Origin of the sequence: Tenacibaculum mesophilum (assembly GCF_003867075.1) — a bacterium.
In the GTDB taxonomy this organism is placed as follows: domain Bacteria; phylum Bacteroidota; class Bacteroidia; order Flavobacteriales; family Flavobacteriaceae; genus Polaribacter; species Polaribacter mesophilus.
The window spans coordinates 2,231,335-2,250,565 of record NZ_CP032544.1 but is presented as its reverse complement, the minus strand read 5'-3'; the positions used below and the strand labels follow the sequence as shown (position 1 = coordinate 2,250,565).

18 protein-coding genes and 2 tRNA genes are annotated in these 19,231 nt (G+C 31.7%); 11 read left to right on the top strand and 9 right to left on the bottom strand.

The annotated features are described in order from the left end of the window. Positions 1-34: 34 nt before the first annotated feature. The 3 genes from D6200_RS10175 to D6200_RS10165 are packed head-to-tail and all read right to left on the bottom strand — an operon-like array spanning position 35 to position 2,469. Entirely contained in the window at positions 35-913 is an 879-nt protein-coding gene (locus tag D6200_RS10175) for a hypothetical protein (protein ID WP_073182437.1), read from the bottom strand. Positions 914-960: 47 nt separating this feature from the next. Then, positions 961-1,863 (bottom strand): hypothetical protein, encoded by a 903-nt coding sequence (locus D6200_RS10170; protein ID WP_073182438.1) that lies wholly within the window; start codon positions 1,861-1,863, stop codon positions 961-963. Between the two features lie 45 nt (positions 1,864-1,908). Next, positions 1,909-2,469 (bottom strand): class I SAM-dependent methyltransferase, encoded by a 561-nt coding sequence (locus D6200_RS10165; protein WP_047788176.1) that lies wholly within the window; start codon positions 2,467-2,469, stop codon positions 1,909-1,911. Positions 2,470-2,677: 208 nt separating this feature from the next. Here D6200_RS10165 and D6200_RS10160 point away from each other — a divergent pair, with 208 nt between their 5' ends. Both D6200_RS10160 and D6200_RS10155 read left to right on the top strand, forming a co-directional pair. Continuing rightward, positions 2,678-3,217, top strand: a complete 540-nt coding sequence (locus D6200_RS10160; RefSeq protein ID WP_240627174.1) for a ComF family protein — start codon at positions 2,678-2,680, stop codon at positions 3,215-3,217. A 54-nt stretch (positions 3,218-3,271) separates the two neighbouring features. Next, positions 3,272-4,867, top strand: a complete 1,596-nt coding sequence (locus D6200_RS10155) for an Ig-like domain-containing protein (protein WP_047788178.1) — start codon at positions 3,272-3,274, stop codon at positions 4,865-4,867. A 109-nt stretch (positions 4,868-4,976) separates the two neighbouring features. On the opposite strand, the gene D6200_RS10150 is transcribed toward D6200_RS10155, so the two are convergent. Together D6200_RS10150 and D6200_RS10145 are read right to left on the bottom strand one after the other, a co-directional pair. Next, entirely contained in the window at positions 4,977-5,195 is a 219-nt protein-coding gene (locus D6200_RS10150) for a hypothetical protein (RefSeq protein ID WP_073182745.1), read from the bottom strand. 10 nt (positions 5,196-5,205) lie between these two features. Beyond that, positions 5,206-5,697, bottom strand: a complete 492-nt coding sequence (locus tag D6200_RS10145; protein WP_073182440.1) for a DinB family protein — start codon at positions 5,695-5,697, stop codon at positions 5,206-5,208. Positions 5,698-5,908: 211 nt separating this feature from the next. On the opposite strand from D6200_RS10145, the gene D6200_RS10140 reads away from it, so the two are divergent. Continuing rightward, positions 5,909-6,865, top strand: a complete 957-nt coding sequence (locus tag D6200_RS10140) for a helix-turn-helix transcriptional regulator (protein WP_073182441.1) — start codon at positions 5,909-5,911, stop codon at positions 6,863-6,865. Here the strand turns inward: D6200_RS10140 and polA are convergent. Further along, on the bottom strand, positions 6,862-9,684 hold the full coding sequence (polA, locus tag D6200_RS10135; protein WP_073182442.1) for a DNA polymerase I: 2,823 nt from the start codon (positions 9,682-9,684) through the stop codon (positions 6,862-6,864). The genes D6200_RS10140 and polA overlap by 4 nt on opposite strands. 172 nt (positions 9,685-9,856) lie before the next feature. On the opposite strand from polA, the gene D6200_RS10130 reads away from it, so the two are divergent. Continuing rightward, entirely contained in the window at positions 9,857-11,080 is a 1,224-nt protein-coding gene (locus D6200_RS10130) for a metallophosphoesterase (protein ID WP_073182443.1), read from the top strand. 88 nt (positions 11,081-11,168) lie between these two features. Further along, positions 11,169-11,462: a thioredoxin family protein gene (locus tag D6200_RS10125; RefSeq protein WP_047788184.1), complete on the top strand. Its 294-nt coding sequence runs from the start codon at positions 11,169-11,171 to the stop codon at positions 11,460-11,462. On the opposite strand, the gene D6200_RS10120 is transcribed toward D6200_RS10125, so the two are convergent. Next, positions 11,459-12,148: a polysaccharide deacetylase family protein gene (locus D6200_RS10120; protein ID WP_073182444.1), complete on the bottom strand. Its 690-nt coding sequence runs from the start codon at positions 12,146-12,148 to the stop codon at positions 11,459-11,461. The genes D6200_RS10125 and D6200_RS10120 overlap by 4 nt on opposite strands. A 4-nt stretch (positions 12,149-12,152) precedes the next feature. Continuing rightward, positions 12,153-15,266, bottom strand: a complete 3,114-nt coding sequence (locus D6200_RS10115) for a DUF2723 domain-containing protein (RefSeq protein WP_073182445.1) — start codon at positions 15,264-15,266, stop codon at positions 12,153-12,155. A 216-nt stretch (positions 15,267-15,482) separates the two neighbouring features. Here D6200_RS10115 and D6200_RS10110 point away from each other — a divergent pair. The 3 genes from D6200_RS10110 (at position 15,483) to D6200_RS10100 (ending at position 16,288) form a co-directional block, all read left to right on the top strand. Then, positions 15,483-15,553, top strand: a tRNA-Gln gene (locus tag D6200_RS10110). A gap of 95 nt (positions 15,554-15,648) precedes the next feature. After that, positions 15,649-15,719, top strand: a tRNA-Gln gene (locus D6200_RS10105). 86 nt (positions 15,720-15,805) lie between these two features. Further along, positions 15,806-16,288, top strand: coding sequence for a DUF4252 domain-containing protein (locus D6200_RS10100; RefSeq protein WP_073182446.1), 483 nt, complete (start codon positions 15,806-15,808; stop codon positions 16,286-16,288). A 94-nt stretch (positions 16,289-16,382) separates the two neighbouring features. On the opposite strand, the gene D6200_RS10095 is transcribed toward D6200_RS10100, so the two are convergent. After that, entirely contained in the window at positions 16,383-16,730 is a 348-nt protein-coding gene (locus D6200_RS10095; RefSeq protein WP_073182447.1) for an arsenate reductase family protein, read from the bottom strand. 118 nt (positions 16,731-16,848) lie between these two features. On the opposite strand from D6200_RS10095, the gene D6200_RS10090 reads away from it, so the two are divergent. The 3 genes from D6200_RS10090 (at position 16,849) to D6200_RS10080 (ending at position 19,219) form a co-directional block, all read left to right on the top strand. Beyond that, positions 16,849-17,304 (top strand): DinB family protein, encoded by a 456-nt coding sequence (locus D6200_RS10090; RefSeq protein WP_073182448.1) that lies wholly within the window; start codon positions 16,849-16,851, stop codon positions 17,302-17,304. Positions 17,305-17,349: 45 nt separating this feature from the next. Continuing rightward, positions 17,350-18,498, top strand: a complete 1,149-nt coding sequence (locus tag D6200_RS10085; RefSeq protein WP_073182449.1) for a cystathionine gamma-synthase — start codon at positions 17,350-17,352, stop codon at positions 18,496-18,498. 127 nt (positions 18,499-18,625) lie between these two features. After that, a complete protein-coding gene (locus D6200_RS10080) occupies positions 18,626-19,219 on the top strand; it encodes a TetR/AcrR family transcriptional regulator (RefSeq protein WP_073182450.1) in 594 nt (197 codons plus the stop codon). The last annotated feature ends 12 nt before the right edge of the window (positions 19,220-19,231 follow it).

Below are 19,231 nucleotides of genomic sequence, written 5' to 3'. Positions count from 1 at the left end.
TTCACTTTTTTATTAATAATTAATAGTTATGGTTTTATCTTAGCTTTATTGTTGTATTTCCAGAGTAAACACCATCAACAAAAGCACTAATTATATACTTTCCTTTTTTAATATCGTCTCTGTTTACTAATATTAAAGATACAAGACTTAAACGGTTATTGTTGTAGTTAACTTCTAAAGAGTCTGTGTATTGAACTTTTTGTCCGTTTTTTAAGTCAGTTTTACCTTTAGGAGCGATTACATTTTTGTTTTCATCAATAATTTGAATGTATACGCGTTTTTCACCAGCACTAGTAATTGGGTTTTCTAACAAATCGAAATTAATTCTAAAAGCATCAGTTCTGCTAGATCTACTTGTAGATGTTAGCTTTCCACTACTTCGTTCTTTCATTGCAATAGCTTTTACTGGACTAGTTTTAATAATTCCACCAATAGCTACTTTTGCCTCTAATTCTTTGTTTTTTTCTGTTAGAGTTTCATTTACACTATCTTTTTGTTGTAAAATTTCATTAGCAATAACATTTTCTTGTGTTAAAGCATCATTCGCACTGTTTAAAGAATCTATCTGAATGAAAAGTTTCTTATTCTCACGTTCTAAGCTAGCAATTCTACTTCTGTACTTTCTTATAAGTCCAAAGTTATCAGATTTTAAGAGCTTTATTGAGTCTCTTAAGTTCTTCATTTTAATTAGCTCTACTTCTAACCTGTCAGCTAAACGTTTTTTACCAACAACAACATCTGTGTAATCTTTAATCATTTCGTCTAGATCTTGTTGTAACTCAGCTTTTTCTTCTAAAAAAATATTTTGAAGGTTTTCATTTTCATTTGATTTTTGATGAGAATAAAAAAATAGGAAAAGTAATAAGATAATTAATACTAAAATTAAAACATTTTTGGTTTTTTGTTGATTCATAAGTTAAGGGGAAATTGATTATATTAAGTTATTTATTAAGGGGTGTTTTACTTTAATGCTAGAGATTTATTACCAGTATAAATACCGTTCACAAATGTATTTATATGGTATATTCCTGCATTAATTTTATTTTTTATATTGATAAAAGAAATCATAGATAGTTGTTCGTTATTGTATTCAGCTATTAAAATATCACTACACCATATTTTTTTATTGTTTTGTAAATTTACTTCTTTATATGGGGCAATCACATTTTTATTCATATCTGTTATCTGAATGTAAACTTCTTTTAAACCAGGTGGTGTTACTTTATTTTGCATTAACTCAAACTCTATTTTAAAAGCACTTACTTTTGTCGATTTTGAAGTAGATGTAAACTTTCCGTTTCTTTTTTTTCTCATTGCCTCTGCTTTTATAGAAGAAACTTCAATAAGTTCAGCAGTGGCTATTTTTTTCTTTAAAGCTAACTTTTCATTACTTAAAAAGCGATTTATGTTGGTAAGTTTAGTGTTTTGTTTTTCTTTTATTAATAATGCTTCTTTAACACTATCGTTCTTTATAATTAGTTTGTTATTTATAGTGTTTAAGTGACTTACTTCAGTAAAAAGCTTTTTGTTTTCTTCAATAAGTACTTTTGTTCTCTTCCTAAAATACCCAATAAATTTATAGTCTACTTGTTTTAGGTTTTTAATAGAATCTCTTAGTTGAATTACTTTGTTAAGCCCACCTTTTAGCTTTAATGAATATTCATTTTTTTTATAGCTAGCTTCTTCATAATCCTCAATAATGTTTGTTAATTCGCCCTCTAGTTCTTTTTTTTCAAGTTCAAAAATTGCCTTGAGTTCAGAATAGTCTCTAGCATTTTGATAAGACAAAAAACCAATAACAAGTATTAGTAAAATTAAGAAGGCAACAAAACTATTATTTTTTATTTTTGAGACTATCATCATTTTAAAGGGTATAAAAAAAGGGGACGCTCTGTGCTAATATACTATTTATTTTTTAACACATTTATAAATAAAAGCAGGTGGAAAGTTTAATGGTTCAAAGCTCAAATTTATGTTGTCTCCAAAAACTTCTTTTAGTTTTTTGTAGTAAGTTAAGCTATACTGATATTGAATAAATAGTCCAGATGGAGCTAAAAAGTTATAGCTTTTTGTTAAGATAGCGTGCGATATTTCTTTTGGGATTATGGTAAGGGGCAAGCTAGAAACAATGTAGTTGGCTTTTGAAAAACCAAGCTTTTGTATTTCAAGTTTTATGTTTTCTGCAGAAGCCTTTAAAACAACTAATTGTGGATGTTGTATTTTTTTTAATTCTCTATAGAAAGCATCATTTATTTCAAAACATATTAATATGGTGTTGGGTTGAAGTTTTTTTAGTAAATATTGTGTTATGGCTCCGTTTCCAGGTCCTAACTCTACAATAACTTCAGCAGACTTAAAATCAATTTCTTTTAGCATCTTGTTAGCTAGGTATCTAGAGCTTGGAACAACTGTGCCTGATGTTTTGTAATTTTTTACAGCTTCTTTAAAAAAATTAAACTTTTTACTCAAAATATAATTTATTGTTGTTTTTTGTATCTTCCTATGTTAAAAAAGGCTTGTAAAGATGCAATTTTTAAAAGAGATATTCTACTTATTCTACCCCAAATTATGTGTAAATTGTGAAAAAACGTTATTACAAAATGAAACACTTCTCTGTGTTATTTGTAAAAACGACTTGCCAATTATAGACGATAATAAGCATATAAATGTTACATTAATGTCAAATTTTTATGGGAAAGTATCAATACAAGCAGTACATTCTTTTCTTTTTTACAGGAAGAAAGGAGTTACCCAAAAATTGATCCATCAATTAAAGTATAAAAATCAGCCAGAAATTGGAATATTTATTGCTGACTGGTTTGGAGAACGATTAAAAACATTAAATACTTTTATAGATATAGACTATATTATTCCAGTACCATTACATTTAAAAAAGCTTAAAAGTAGAGGATATAATCAAGTAACCATGTTTGGAAAACGATTAAGTGATATTTTGAATGTAGAGTATAAGCCAGATATTCTTATAAGAACTTCCAAAACTAAAACGCAAACATTAAAACAACGATTTGAACGGTTTTCTAATAACAAAACAAAGTTTAAACTTGTAGATACAACACTTTTTGAAAATAAACATATTTTACTTATTGATGATGTTATTACAACAGGAGCAACATTAGAAGCTTGTGCAAACGAACTTTTAAAAACGCAAAACATAAAGATAAGTGTTGCTACAATGGCGTATACACAAAAAGACTAATACCATTCCATCTTAATTTACTACTTTTGAAAATGGATTTTAAACCAATAATTTGTGAAAAATAAACACTTTATTTTAGTAACTCTTTTCGCTTTTTTAATAAGTAGTTGTGCACGTAAAGGACGACCAGAAGGAGGTCCAAAGGATGAAACCGCACCAATAATGGTTACTGCAAATCCTCCTTATGAAACTATTCATTTTAAAGATGATAACATTCGTATTTATTTTGATGAGTATATTGTTTTAAAAGACCTACAAAAACAGTTGGTAGTTTCTCCGCCAATGAAAAATCCACCGTTAATTACACCACAAGGAACACCAAGTAAGTATATTAATATTAAAATATTAGATACGTTACAGAAAAATACCACCTATACTTTTAACTTTGGAAATGCAGTTCAAGATAACAACGAAAACAACAAGTTAGAGAGCTTTAAGTATGTGTTTTCAACAGGAGACTATATTGATTCTTTAAAAATTAAAGGTGCAGTAGCTGATGCTTTTGATAAAAAAGAGGTGAAAGAAGTTAGTGTTTTGTTATATAAGATTGATAGTACCTACAACGATTCTATTGTTTTTAAGAAAAAGCCAAATTATGTAACAAGCACGCTAGATTCTACAAATTTTGAGTTTAGTAATTTACGTGAAGGAAAATATTTAATGCTAGCATTAAAAGAGCCTTCAAGTGATTATATTTTTAATAGTAGAACAGATAAAATTGGTTTTGTAGTAGATACAATTACGTTACCAAAAGATACTTTGCTAAACAAACCTATTCGTTTTTTTAAAGAAATTCAGCCATATGAGTTTAAAAGAGGAAAAGAAGTAACAAAAGGAAAAATTCAGTTTGGTTTTGAAGGGAAGCAGGAAGATATGAGTATTGAACTGTTATCGGAAGTTCCGCAAGATTACAAGTCGTTTACTCAGTTTGAGGAAGATAAAGATACACTCAATTATTGGTATACACCTGTAGAGAGAGATTCATTGAATTTTATAGTAAATAATCAGAATTTTAAAGATACTGTTACAGTGTTTTTAAGAAAAAAGAAAATTGACTCTTTATCTGTGTCATCTAGTGTAAGTGGAGTTCTTAACCTGAAAGATACTATGTTTATTAAAACAAATAACCCAATTGTTTCTTTTGATAAATCGAAGTTTTCATTGATAGATAAAGATACTGTTGATGTACCTTTTGAATTGCAAAAGCAGTCGATTAATAAACTAGCTGTATTGTTTGAAAAGAAACCTAAATATGGATACATTTTTAAAGGCTTACCTAAAGGAATAACTGATGTTTTTGAAACTACAAACGATACGTTAGATTATAAATTCACAACGCGTACTGTGGAAGATTATGGAAGTATTGTTTTGGATGTTAAAAACGAAACAGAATATCCTGTTATTATTGAATTATTAAGTCAAGATAAGGTTGTAGAAAAAAGGTATCTTACTTCTTCTAAAAAGATAGAATTTATCTTACTAGAACCCAAGGAATATAGTGTTAGAGCTATAGTTGATGAAAATAACAATCGTATGTGGGATACTGGAAATTTCTTATTAAGAAAAGAGCCAGAGCAAATTATCTATTTAGAAACTGTATTTAAACTAAGGGCTAATTGGATACAAAACGAAACATTTGTAATAAAATAGATAATATCATCTTGAAAGAGTAAAGAAACCGAATAGAGAAGCAATTAGTTTCTTTATTCGGTTTCTTATTTACATTATATTTTACTGTTTCTAGAAAATATTACTGTTTTTACAACAATTCTTCACAATAAAAACCATAATGTTGTATTGCTTTTAAAATGGCATCAGCTTTAATCATTTGAGTCTCTACCCGAAGAATATTATCGCAATCTTCTAAGTCAAAATTCCAGCGGTCATTTTTGGTAATCAAACGATTTAAAGTAGGTTGAACAATTTTAATTTCATTGTTTTTTGTAATGGATGTCTTAAATACCAAAACTGTTTTCATTTTAGTTTGATTAACGTTCATAAAAATATGGAGGTTCAATACCTAAAGCGCGCAAATACACATAGGCTTGTCCGCGATGATGGATTTCGTTGTCAATAAAATAGAATATTGATGACCAAACCGTACCTTCATATTGACCAAATATTTTAATGTTTTGTTGAAACTGCTCTGGTTTTATCTGTGCCCAATAAGTATTTATTTCGTCAGTAGCCTTGTCCCAGAGTTCAATAATTTTTGCTTTTTTGTTACCGTGGTCAACCCTTTCAATTAATTCTTGAATTTCTCCAGTAGCAATTTCTTTAATACCAGGTCCAGCTATACCTAAAAGTTCCATAACCATATCAGCAAAAGTACGCATACCTCCTATAGAGTAATTAAAAAAGGCTTCCTCAGGAAAAGCTTCAATAGTTCTTCGGGTTAAACCTCGATGCCCTTGCCAATGTGCTAATAACTCAGAAGGTGTAATTACTTGTTCTAATAATGTGCTTGTTGTTGATTCCATAATTGTAATTTTTATTATTTGAAATCAAAATTAATATGGGGTGGTGACAGCTTTATGTCAGTAGAAAAAAATAAATCTTAAAAAGACTATTGACAAGCGGTTGTCACTTACTGTATGTTACTTTGTATAAAGTATAGTTATTATGTTGAAGCTAAAATTTAAAAAATACTTCAGCCTGAAATCCTATCTTTGGGAAATATGTTATAGCATTATGAGTTTAGACACGGTAAAACGTTTTGATAGAATTGTGGCAATACTTATTCAGTTACAATCTAAACGTATAGTAAAAGCACAAGAATTGGCTGATAGATTTGAGGTGAGCCTACGTACTATTTATCGTGATATACGAACCCTTGAAGCATCAGGTGTGCCCATAATAAGTGAGGCTGGTGTTGGTTATTCTATTATGGAAGGGTACCGTTTGCCTCCTGTTATGTTTACTAGAGAAGAAGTAGGAAGTTTTGTGGCTGCCGAAAAACTAATGCAGAAGTTTGTAGATAAATCATTAGGGAATTATTATGAGTCTGCTATGATGAAGTTAAAATCAGTGTTGCGTGGTCGTGAAAAAGATTGGATTTCTGCCTTAGAATCACAAATATTAGTGGACCCTACAAATAAATTGTTCAACGATAGTTTACCAAATGCACTTGAAACCTTGTTTGAAAGTATTGCTGAAAAAAGGCAGGTATTTTTAAAATATCAGGCGGTAAATAGAGAAACACCTTCTAAACGTTTTGTGGAACCTGTGGGTATTTATCACGAATCAGGATTTTGGTATGTATTGGCTTTTTGTCATTTAAGAAGCGACTACAGGCAATTTAGAACCGATAGAATGTTAGCGATAAAATCAACTGAACATAATTTTACTAGAGAACATATTACGTTAGATGAATACCGAAGCCAGTATGAAAACACACCCAAAACAAAAGTTGTTATTTCTGTTGATAAAAGTGTGGTGCGATATATTAACAATAGTAAAATGCAACATGGTTTTATCTCTGAAAAAGTAAAAGGAAACCAAGTGGAAATGACATTTATGACTTGCTATGTTGAACACGGTTTTTCAAGGTGGTACATTGTGTTTTCAGATTATGCCAAAATAATTGAACCTGAAAGTTTAAAACTTCAAGTAAAAGAGATTTTAGAAAAGGCAATTACAAAACTTTAATGCGCCTCTAACCAGTTTGCTCCTGTATCTATTTCAACATCTAACGGAACGCTCATTTTAAAAGCGTTTTCCATTTCCTGTTTAATAATCGGTTTAATAATATCTAATTCATCTTTATGAGCATCAAAAACCAATTCATCATGTACTTGTAGTAACATTTTCGACTTGAAGTTTTCTTGTTCAAATCGCTTGTAAATATTAATCATGGCAAGTTTAATGATGTCGGCAGCTGAACCTTGAATAGGAGCGTTCACAGCATTTCTTTCTGCAGCACCACGAACAATAGCATTACGAGAATTGATGTCTTTTAAATAACGACGACGATGTAAAACGGTTTCAACATATCCGTGTTCACGAGCAAAATCTACCTGCTTAGAAATATAATTTCGTAGTTTCGGATAGGTTGCATAATAGGTGTCAATCAACTCTTTTGCCTCTTTACGAGATAAATCGGTTTGATTGCTCAATCCGAAGGCAGAAACTCCATAAATAATTCCGAAGTTTACAGTTTTAGCATTGCTACGTTGCTCGCGGGTTACTTCCTCAATAGGAACATTAAATACTTTTGCAGCAGTAGAAGCGTGAATGTCTTCACCGTGTTGAAAGGCTTTAATCATGGTTTCTTCCTCACTTAAAGCAGCGATAATTCGTAATTCAATTTGACTGTAATCAGCCGCTAGCAATACATAGTCTTCATTTCTCGGAATAAAAGCTTTTCGTACTTCTTGCCCACGTTTTGTACGGATAGGAATGTTCTGTAAGTTCGGATTGTTAGAACTTAAGCGTCCTGTAGCTGCTACAGCCTGAGCGTATACTGTGTGTACTCTCCCAGTTTTAGGGTTAATTTCATTAGGAAGTGCATCAACATAAGTGCTTTGTAGTTTTTTATACTGACGATATTCTAAAATATCAGCAACTATTTGATGATCTTTCGCTAAATAAGAAAGTACATCTTCTGCTGTAGAATACTGCCCTGTTTTAGTTTTTTTAGGTTTATCAACTAGTTTTAACTTGTCAAATAAGATAGGACCTAATTGCTTTGGAGATGCAATGTTAAATTCTTCACCGGCTTGTTCGTATATGTTTTGCTCAAGTTGTGAGATGTCTTTAGATAAGGCTTTCGAAAGTGTTTTTAAGAAGTCAGTATCTAAATTAATACCTTCAATTTCCATAGCTGTTAATACAGAAACTAATGGTGTTTCTACTTCGTTGAATAACTTGGTAACATTGCCACTTTCCAACTCCTTAGAAAAGTGCTCTTTTAATTGATAGGTGATGTCTGCATCTTCAACTGCATATTCGGTTTGTTTTGGTAACTCAACTTGTCGCATTGAAAGTTGATTTTTACCTTTTTTACCAATCAATTCTGTAATAGAAACTGGTTGATAATTTAAGTAGGTTTCAGCAAGTACATCCATATTATGACGCATATCAGGATTGATAAGGTAATGCGCAATCATGGTGTCAAACAAATTCCCTTTTACAGGCATGTTGTAATTTGACAATACTTTGATATCGTATTTTAAATTGTGGCCTATCTTTTCAATGTTTACAGCTTCAAAAAATGGACGAAATTCTTCTAAGATAACTTTTGTTTCTTCTTGATCTTCCGGAAATGAAACATAATAGCCTTTACCAGCTTCCCATGAAAAAGCAATTCCAATTAGCTCAACTTCTAAGGCCTTTAATCCAGTTGTTTCAGTATCAAAACACACAGAATTTTGTTGCATTAATTTCTCTAACAATAATTTTCTTGAAAGAGGTGTATCTATTAATTGATAGAAATGATTCGTGTTTTCAATGGTTTTAAAGCCATTAATATTTGTGTCTTTAGTAGCACTTCCACCACCAGGAGCTGCAAATAAATCAAATTGACCTGCGGCACTAGTCTTTGTTGTTTTAGGTTTTTCTACTACAGCAGTAGTTTCTTCAGAAGGAGCAAATGTTTTTAAGAAGTTTTCCGTTAAACGACGAAATTCTAATTCAGTAAAAATTTCTTTGGTAGCTTCAACATTGGGTTGCTCAAAAACCAATTTATCCAATTCTAACTCAACAGGAACATCTAGCATAATGGTTGCTAGTTTTTTAGAAAGCAAGCCTAATTCTTGATTAGCTTCTACCTTTTCTCTCATTTTTCCTTTTAACTCATGGATGTTTTCAAACAAACCTTCCATACTACCATAAGCAGCAAGAAACTTCTTGGCTGTTTTTTCACCAACACCAGGTAATCCAGGGATATTATCAACAGAATCCCCCATCATTCCCAAAAAGTCAATTACTTGCAACGGGTTTTCCACACCAAACTTAGTTTTCACTTCTTCAACACCCCACTTTTCATATCCATTTCCCATACGAGGTGGGCGGTACATAAAAATATTATCAGAAACCAGTTGGGCAAAATCTTTATCAGGCGTTACCATGTAGGTGTGTAGTCCTTCTTTCTCAGCTTTTTTAGCCAGCGTACCAATAATATCATCGGCTTCGTACCCTTCTTTTACAATGGCAGGTATGTTCATGGCTCCTAATATTTTTTCAATGTAAGGCACAGCTAAACGAATGGCTTCAGGTGTTTCTTGTCGGTTTGCTTTATAATCTTCAAAAGCTTCAACGCGGTCAGTACTTCCTCCTTTGTCGAAACAAACGGCTAAATAATCTGGCTTTTCACGCTTTATTACATCTAGTAAAGAGTTGGTAAACCCCATAATAGCTGAGGTGTCTAACCCTTTAGAGTTGATACGTGGGTTTTTAATAAAGGCATAATACCCTCTAAAAATTAAAGCGTACGCGTCGAGTAAAAAAAGTCGTTTTTGATTTGCCATGTTAAGTCTTAAGCCTATTGAAATAAAATGTTGATATCGATTTGTTTACAGAAAAAGTAGAAAAACTATCGTTTCTATGAACTTTGGAGGTAAAGCTACAAAACTTTAACAAGATGTTAAAAATCAATTTTAAGAATCGCAGTATCTTTGTTTCTCCTTAAAAATGAAATAGATGTCTCGTTGGTTAGTAACAGTTATTATAATATCCGCAATAATTATTGTGTTTGAAGCGTATGCTTTTCAAGCAATAAAAACACTTACAAGAAGTAAAATTATTCGTTATGGATGGTTGTTAATTGGGGTATTAGCTTACATACACTTTTTTTATGTGATTTTTGGTTACGATAGGAGTTCGGGGCAAACAAGAGAGTTTCAATGGGCAATGGGAATGCTTTTACTTGTTTTAGTTCCTAAGGTGGTGATTTTTTTATTAATGTTTGGAGAAGATGTGGTTAGATGGTCTCAAAAAGGAATCTCATTTTTGTTTAAAGAAGAAACCAAAGACTTGGTTGGTAGAAGAGCTTTCATATCAAAACTAGCTTTAGGACTGGCAGCACTACCGTTTGCAAGTATGTTGTATGGTATTTTTAAAGGAAAATACAATTACAAAGTGCTTAAATACCAGTTAAGTTTTAAAGATTTACCAGAAGCTTTTGATGGTTTTACTATATCTCACATTACTGATATTCACTCAGGAAGTTTTGATAATAAAGAAAAAATTAAATATGGAGTAGATTTAATTAACGAGCAAAAATCTGACATGATTTTATTTACGGGAGATATTGTAAATAATTTTGCACACGAAATGGATGATTGGATTTCTGTTTTTTCAAAGTTAGAGGCACCTGTTGGAAAATACTCAGTATTAGGTAATCATGATTATGGTGATTATTCTGATTGGAAAACTCCAGAAGATAAAAAAGCAAATTTCAAAGCAGTAAAAGATATTCATCCAAAAATAGGATTTGAATTATTATTAAATGAGCATAAATACATTGAAAAAGACGGACAAAAAATAGCATTGATTGGAGTAGAGAACTGGGGAAAGGGCTTTAATAAAGCAGGAGATCTTAAAAAAGCATCAGAAGGGGTAAGTAAAGATGATTTTAAAATTTTACTGTCCCACGACCCAAGTCATTGGGAATATAAAATAAAACAAGACGATTTTAATTATCATTTAACTTTAAGCGGACATACGCATGGTTTACAATTTGGGATTGAAATTCCTGGTTGGATAAAATGGAGCCCATCAAAATATGTTTATAAACAATGGGCAGGGTTATATAAAGAGTTTAATAGGTACATCAATGTGAATAGAGGGTTTGGTTACCATGCCTTTCCTGGTAGAGTAGGGATTTGGCCTGAAATTACCGTAATTGAGCTAAAAAAAGCTTGATTTTTCAGTATTTTTAAGATTATCATAATAATTACCTAACAAAAAATTAGTAATTTTAGGCACTTTACTGATAAAACTTATGCAAAAGATGACAAAGTTTGGTGAAATTATAAGCATTAACAAACCTGTGTTAATCGATTTTTATGCAGATTGGAGTGAACTAGAACCTAGTTTAGATACACTTCGTGATGTAGCTGCTGCATTAGGAGACAAAGCCAAGGTGATTAAAATAGATATTAACAAGAATGAAATTCTTGCAGATGCCTTACGTGTTAAAGGAAATCCAACTTTTATGATTTATAAAAATGGAGAGATGAAATGGCGCCAAACTGGAGAGCAAGACGCTAATACGTTAATAGGCTTAGTTCAGCAGTTTGTTTAAGAAATTGCCTTAAACTTATAACCTTGTAACGAAAATTCTTCTAGAACTTTTGGAAGCACATAATATAACTTGTCGCTAGCTTTTATACTATCGTGAAAAACGATAATACTCCCATTTTCTACATTTCTGAGTACATTTTGTAAACATTTTTCTTTAGTAATAGTCGGGTCAAAATCTGCTGACAATACATCCCACATAATAATTTTATAACCATTAGCAAGAAGTTGTTTGGCTTGTTTTCTTTTTATTTTTCCGTAAGGAGGGCGAAATAGTTTTGCAAGAAGTTGTTTGGCTTGTTTTCTTTTTATTTTTCCGTAAGGAGGGCGAAATAGTTTTGTTTTTTGATGCGATAATAAGTTTTCGCATTTGTTTATGTTGTTAATATAAGTTGTATTGCTGTTTTTCCAGCCGTTTAAATGATTAAAAGTGTGGTTTCCTACCGAATGTCCTTCATTAACAATTCTTGAAAAAACAGCGGGGTATTTTCGAATATTATCACCAATACAAAAAAAAGTAGCTTTTGCATTGAATAGGTGAAGTTGGTCAAGTACAAATTCTGTTACTTTTGGAATAGGTCCATCATCAAAGGTTAGAAATATTTCTTTTTGAGTAGAAAAAAAAGACCACGTATATTTAGCGAATAAACGTTTAAGTATACGTGGTGTCTTTATAAAATATAACCTCATTAAATTAAGGCTTAATAGTATCGAGTTCTTGCGGAAGCTCAGGCTCTTCTTCAGGCATTAAATGACTAAATAGACGAGCATGTGTTATATAATCTTCAAAAAACTTTTTACCATAATCTTCATCTTTGTCATATCGAGTAATTTGCTGAACTAAGTTTTGATACATGTACAGAGTTGTTTCTAAATTATCGATGATTAAATCAATGTCCTGAGTATTAAATGTGCTATAATACTTTAACTTCTGTTGGAAAATATCAGCTAAGGTTTCGGCAGTTTCTCTAGCTTTATTAATATCACCAATACGATAATACAATTCTGGATAGCCTAAAGAGAAATTGTAGTGATCAAAATCTTTAATAGGCATTTTGTGTAACGATAAATCTAACACGTCTTTTGCATTTACAGAATCTCCTTTTTGTAAGAATTCTTCAGATAAACGAATTAAGTTATTACGTAATGAAATTGCGTTACGCTTACTTTGCTCATCTAGGTAAATTTCTCCGTTATTGATTGTTTTCCAATCCCATTTTTTAACATTGTTATACATTTTTTCAGGATCTATGCGTCCCATGTCAAAAATTGTTCGCCCTTTATTAGATGTTTTTATAGGTACTAATTTGTACGCCATTCCATCTAATTGTAAGTAATCTTTTAGCCAAATGTATTCTTCATCAGCATTTGCACCACCAGTAAAGTAAATAGGTCGCTTCCAGTCGAAATTATTTAAAATGTCTAGCATTAAAAGTCTTGCTTTAGATAAACCTCTATCATCAACAGTAATGTCAATATAATCTACCATTTTATCAGCATCTTTTTGTGCTACTAATCCAGTTTTTAAAGCATTTTCTTTGTTAACAGGAATACGAATTCTGTTGGTTGGATAAAATTTTTCCTTAGCGCCATCTCCTGCGTCTAAATAAGTGGCATCATTATCACTAGCTATCCAACGCATAAAATCTTTTATATTAAGTAAAGAATCTTTTAACTGTGGAAGTGGGTAGTAGTATGCCATATCCAAGGTTCCATACTTGTACTGATCGTGTGTTAACTGTGATGGAATAGGGTCAGCATCATAGGTTTTCTTTTTCATTTGATCGATGTACCAATCTGTTTGAAAAAGACTTGTGTTTACTATTTTAATATCTCTGCGAACACCTTCTACTTGTTGCATGTACCAAAGAGGGAAAGTGTCATTGTCTCCAATAGTAAAGATAATCGCATTCGGGTCACAACTTTCTAGATAGGTTTGTGCATTTAGCTGTGCTAAATAACGGTCAGCTCTATCGTGATCATCCCAATTTTGGAAGCCCATTAAAGCAGGGACAGCTAGTAATGAAACCACTGAAACAGCAATTGCAACTACCTTTTTAGGAGCATACTTTTTAAAGTAATCATAAAGGGCAAGTACTCCAAAACCAATCCAAATAGCAAATACATAAAAGGAACCAACTACCGCATAATCACGTTCACGAGGTTCAAAAGGTTTTGGGTTCGTGTAAAATATGATAGCTAATCCTGTGAATAAAAAGAACAGTGTTAACACATAAAAATTCTTCTTATCTCTATTGAGTTGATATAACAAACCAATAAGCCCTAAAATAAAAGGTAAAAAGAAGTAAGTGTTACGTCCCTTATTGTTTTTAATATCATCAGGTAAGTTTTGTTGTGAGCCTAAGCGAGCCTCATCAATAAAATCAATACCGCTTAACCAGTTTCCATTTTCAATATCTAGATGTCCTTGAATATCGTTTTGACGACCTACAAAGTTCCACATAAAATAACGCCCGTACATATATCCAAATTGAAAATCAACCATGAATTTTATGTTTTCTAAAAACGTTGGACGTCTTTTACTTCGAGCAGGAATTCCAGCAATACTTTTGTATTGTTGTTCAGAAGCAGGATTTACCATACGAGGAATAAACCCTTTGTGTTTGCTTGAGTAATTAGGAAGTACATTTTTGTACCTGTTTACAATAACATACTTGCCATCTATTTTTTCGTACTTAGGTTTATCGTCTTTATAAGGATTGTCGGCATCTTGTTCTCTATCATAAGCTACAGAATAGTAATTATCATAAAAAACATTTGCATCACCATATTGTTCACGATTGTAGTATGCTAGTAGTTCACGCGCACTTGATGGGTTGTTCTCGTTAATAATGGTATCAGCATTCGCACGTATTGGTAACATTAACCAAGACGAGAAACCAATCATTATGAATAATACTGAAAGCACTAAAGTATTTGCAGTAACTAAGTTCTTTTTACGTGTATATTTTAATCCGTAAAAGAATAAAGCTATTAAAACAATTCCAGCTATAATAGTTCCTGAATTATAAGGTAGTCCTACTTGGTTGATAAAGAATAACTCAGCAACACTAAAGAATTTTAAAGTGAAAGGGAATAAAAACTTAAACACAAACGCTAAAACTAATATTGCAACTAGTGTAGCAATTGCAGTTGTTTTGATGTTGATATCCTTATATGTTTTGAAGAAATATACCAAAACAATTGATGGAATTACTAATAAGGATAATATGTGAACTCCAAAAGATAATCCAACTACAAAACTTATCAATACCAACCATTTATTTCCTCTAGGAGTATTTAATTCACTTTCCCATCGTAACCCTAACCAAAATAGTAGCGCCATTAAGAAAGAAGACATAGCATACACTTCCCCTTCAACAGCACTAAACCAAAAACTATCTGAAAAAGTATACGCTAAAGCACCTACTAATCCGCTTCCTAATACAGCAATAGCTTCATTATTGCCCAGTTTTCCGTTTTTTATAGCCATTCTTCTAGCTAAATTGGTAATTGTCCAAAACATGAAAAGGATAGTAAAAGCACTTGCCAATCCAGACATAAAGTTGACCATTTTTGCCAACTGACTAGGGTCACTAGTAAACATAGCGAAAAAAGCACCTAACATTTGAAATAAAGGAGCACCAGGAGGGTGTCCAACTTCTAAATTTACAGCAGTTGCGATATATTCTCCACAATCCCATGAACTCACTGTGGGTTCAAGAGTTAAGGTATAAGTGATTAACGCTACTGCAAACGAAACCCATCCTAAAATGATGTTCCACTTTTTATAGTTAAACTCAGTCATAGTTTTTTGTCTAGATATAAAGTACGAATGTATTAATTACTAATGATTTTTTCGTTGAAAACAAAAATATAATTTTAACAGTTTCTCTAAAATAGCGACTTATATAAAGTTCTGTTAAATGAAATTTTTGAGGTTGAAAAAGAAGTAAACGAAAAAAAGCATAAAAAATTTGCTGAAATATAATTTTGTTCTATATTTGCACCCGCAATAAGCAATTGGCCTATGGTGTAATGGTAACACACCGGTTTTTGGTACCGATATTCAAGGTTCGAGTCCTTGTAGGCCAACAAAATCCTTACGAGTTTCGTGAGGATTTTTTTATAAAAAGTGTTTAATGATTTCTAAATATAAAACTTTGTTTTTATATTTGCACTGTAAACATTGGCCCATGGTGTAATGGTAACACACCGGTTTTTGGTACCGATATTCAAGGTTCGAGTCCTTGTGGGCCAACTAAAAAGTCTTAACTGAATAAGTTAAGGCTTTTTTGTTTGTAACAAATTCATACAATAGTCGTCTTCAATTAAAACACTATTATTATGAAACGAATTGCAACCATCTTTTTCTGCTTTTTTGTGTTAAGTTCTTTTGCGCAAAAAGAAAACTTTAAAACATTTTATCAATCTAATAAAGATAGAGCAGAGGTATCTTTAAATATTCCTAGTTTTTTTGCCAATATGTTCATCTCTGATGAAGATACTGATGAGTTTGGAGTTTTCTTAAAGAAATCTAAAAACTATAAAATTATGGTGTTCAATAACAACATGGCTTCAGTACAAAAAGATTTTAAAAAGTTTGCACGAAGAAATAAATTGAAAACTTTAGTAAGAGTAAAAGACGGTAAGGAAAGGGTAACGGTGTATTTTAGAGAAAGAAAAGACCGTATTAAAGAAATTATCGTCAATGTTCATGATAAAAGTGACGAAATGGTATTATTAGGAATTAAAACCAACCTTACCATGGATGAATTATCTGCTATGGTAGAAGCATCTACAAAAAATAAAAGTATAGCTTCAAATTAGAAGACTTCTATGTTCCCTGAGCGTAGTCGAAGGGAAGTATATAAAGTAGCATTATAGAAAACCCCGACATTTTACAGTCGGAGTTTTTTGTTATTTAACCCACAAGTTCTTTTAGGTTCTCTACTACTTTTTTACTATTTCCAATAAAAATTTGGTCATCAACAATAAAAACTGGGCGTTTTAAAAATGTATATTCATCTAAAATATACTGTTTGTAATCAGCTTCCGTTAAATTTTGATTCTTTAAATCCATTTCTCGATACAGTTTAGCACGTTTATTAAATAAACTTTCGTAGCTGTCTGTTAACTCGCGCATTGATTCCAGCTGAGCAACTGTAATTGGGTTGGTTTTTATTTCTTGCTTTTCAAATCCGTCAATATTTACTTCTTTTAAAATTCTTCGACAAGTATCACAAGTTTGTAAAAAATAAACTTTTTTCATCTGTTTACGTTTTTATTGTATTAGCTATAGTTTAGTTTTAACCATTAAATAACAAACACTCATTGTAGGTTTTCATGGCTAAATAGGTATCTTTGAAATAGCTAAAATAACTAGAAAAATGAACAAACAATTTGAAGTTTTAAAAAAATCGAGAACGTTAGTTTTAAAAAGAATAGAAGGTTTATCGCATGAACAATTACATATAATTCCAGAAGGATTTAATAACAACATTGCTTGGAATGTAGCACACTTAGTGGTTACACAGCAACTATTGCATTATAAAATGTCTGGATTGGATTGCTTAGCACCTGATGAGTTAATTGAAGGATACAGAAAAGGAACATTTCCTACCAAAGATTTTACTGAAGAAGAATTTGAAGAAGTAAAAGAACTGTTAATTGGATTACCAGATACTTTAGAAGAAGATTTTGAAGCAGGAATTTTTAAAACGTATGAAGAATACGAAACCAGTACAGGTTTTGTGATAGATTCTTTTGAAAGCGCTATGGCTTTTAATAATTTACACGAAGGTATGCATTTAGGTATTATTATGAATTTGACCAAATTGGTGTAAACCTAACGAGACAGGTATACATTCAGGTGAAAAAAATGTCAAAGCATGAAATTCAATACGAAAACAATACATGGAGGTCAAAAACCTGAAGAAGCTACAGGTGCAGTAATGCCTCCTATATTTCAAACATCAACCTACGCACAGTCGAGTCCAGGTGTTAACAAAGGATATGCGTATTCACGTTCAGCTAATCCAACGCGTACTGCTTTAGAAAGTGCGTTTGCTACTCTTGAAAACGGAACACACGGATTTGCTTTTTCTTCTGGTTTATCGGCGATAGATTGTGTGTTGAGAACGTTAAATTCAGGTGATGAGGTAATTGCAGGAGATGATATTTACGGAGGAACATATCGAATGTTTACGAACATGTTTGAAAAATATGGATTGAAATTTCGGTATGTGGATATGAATGAGGTTACGAATGTAACCAATGCTATTTCTGAAAAAACAAAACTCATTTGGATAGAAACACCGACCAATCCGCTAATGAAAATTGCGGATATTGAGGAAATTACCAAAGCAGTAAAAAATATAAAAACATCTATTGTAGTTGCGGTTGATAACACGTTTGCAACCCCTTATTTACAGCGTCCGTTAGATTTGGGAGTTGATATAGTGATGCATTCGGCAACAAAATATTTAGGAGGGCATTCTGATTTGGTGATGGGAGCTTTAATGGTAAAGGATGTTAAACTTGCAGAACAATTACATTTTATTCAGTTTGCAGCAGGAGCTATTGCAGGACCTATGGATTCGTTTTTAGCGCTTCGAGGAATAAAAACGTTGCATTTACGTATGCAACGTCATAGTGAAAATGGAAAAGCTGTCGCTGAGTTTTTAGTAAAGCACCCAAAAGTAAGCGAAGTATTTTATCCTGGGCTGAAAAGTCACCCTAATCATGAAGTTGCCAAAAAGCAAATGGATGATTTTGGAGGCATGGTTTCTTTCAGATTGAAAGATGAGAGTAAACAAGCTGCTTTAACTTTTTTAGAAAACACTCAACTATTTACGTTAGCAGAATCGTTAGGCGGTGTTGAAAGTTTGGTAAGTCATCCAGTAAGCATGACACATGCATCCATTCCTGAAGAGGAACGTTTGAAAATAGGAATTACTGATTCTTTAATTCGTTTAAGTGTTGGAGTAGAGGATATAGAGGATTTATTAGCAGATTTAGAACAAGCGCTTTCTAAATAAATAAGACAATCAAGAATAAAAATGTAAAAAATCGAAGCATCAAACCTTCGGTTTTTTATGTTACAGAGTATAAAATATACCGTTCGGTATATTTTGTGTATATTTGTATCTCAAACTTTTTTAAAAAATGTCTAAATCTGAAAGAACAAAGGCTTTTATAATAGAAACAGTAGCTCCTATTTTTAATAAGAATGGCTATGCAGCTATGAGCTTATCTAAAATTACAGAGGCTACAGGTTTGACTAAAGGAGCCATTTACGGACATTTTGAAAACAAAGAAGAGTTAGCCATAGAATCGTTTAAGTTTTCAGTAAGAAAAGTACTAAAAGACCTTAATGAAACTGTTAATAAGGGTGAGACACCTATAGAAATGTTACTTAATGTGGCACTTTTTTATGAAGGTTATTATGAATATAATAAGCAATTTGGCGGTTGCCCTATTTTAAACATCGGTGTAGATGCTAATAATCAAAATAAGGTAATTGCTCAACTGGTTCAATCGTACAATCACAGAATTTTAGAACAGTTTTCTATACTCATTGAAAAAGCAAAAGAAGCCAATGAGATTAAAAATTCAATAGATAGTATGTTATATGCTAAACGCTTTTTTTACATGATTGAAGGAGCGGTATATATGACACATATAATGAAAGATGACTGTTACTTAAAAGATGTATCTACAGTACTACAACAAATTATAAAACAAGAATTACAGAAATAACTATTTTTTTAA

Bases quoted from the DNA above. Each gene is read 5' to 3' on its own strand.
- D6200_RS10170 (WP_073182438.1), bottom strand. From the start codon at position 1,863: ATGATGATAGTCTCAAAAATAAAAAATAATAGTTTTGTTGCCTTCTTA.
- D6200_RS10115 (WP_073182445.1), bottom strand. From the start codon at position 15,266: ATGACTGAGTTTAACTATAAAAAGTGGAACATCATTTTAGGATGGGTT.
- D6200_RS10095 (WP_073182447.1), bottom strand. From the start codon at position 16,730: ATGAAAAAAGTTTATTTTTTACAAACTTGTGATACTTGTCGAAGAATT.
- D6200_RS10130 (WP_073182443.1), top strand. From the start codon at position 9,857: ATGTCTCGTTGGTTAGTAACAGTTATTATAATATCCGCAATAATTATT.
- D6200_RS10080 (WP_073182450.1), top strand. From the start codon at position 18,626: ATGTCTAAATCTGAAAGAACAAAGGCTTTTATAATAGAAACAGTAGCT.
- D6200_RS10120 (WP_073182444.1), bottom strand. From the start codon at position 12,148: ATGAGGTTATATTTTATAAAGACACCACGTATACTTAAACGTTTATTC.
- D6200_RS10100 (WP_073182446.1), top strand. From the start codon at position 15,806: ATGAAACGAATTGCAACCATCTTTTTCTGCTTTTTTGTGTTAAGTTCT.
- D6200_RS10085 (WP_073182449.1), top strand. From the start codon at position 17,350: ATGAAATTCAATACGAAAACAATACATGGAGGTCAAAAACCTGAAGAA.
- D6200_RS10175 (WP_073182437.1), bottom strand. From the start codon at position 913: ATGAATCAACAAAAAACCAAAAATGTTTTAATTTTAGTATTAATTATC.
- D6200_RS10145 (WP_073182440.1), bottom strand. From the start codon at position 5,697: ATGGAATCAACAACAAGCACATTATTAGAACAAGTAATTACACCTTCT.
- D6200_RS10140 (WP_073182441.1), top strand. From the start codon at position 5,909: ATGAGTTTAGACACGGTAAAACGTTTTGATAGAATTGTGGCAATACTT.
- D6200_RS10150 (WP_073182745.1), bottom strand. From the start codon at position 5,195: ATGAAAACAGTTTTGGTATTTAAGACATCCATTACAAAAAACAATGAA.
- D6200_RS10160 (WP_240627174.1), top strand. From the start codon at position 2,678: ATGTCAAATTTTTATGGGAAAGTATCAATACAAGCAGTACATTCTTTT.
- polA (WP_073182442.1), bottom strand. From the start codon at position 9,684: ATGGCAAATCAAAAACGACTTTTTTTACTCGACGCGTACGCTTTAATT.
- D6200_RS10090 (WP_073182448.1), top strand. From the start codon at position 16,849: ATGAACAAACAATTTGAAGTTTTAAAAAAATCGAGAACGTTAGTTTTA.
- D6200_RS10125 (WP_047788184.1), top strand. From the start codon at position 11,169: ATGACAAAGTTTGGTGAAATTATAAGCATTAACAAACCTGTGTTAATC.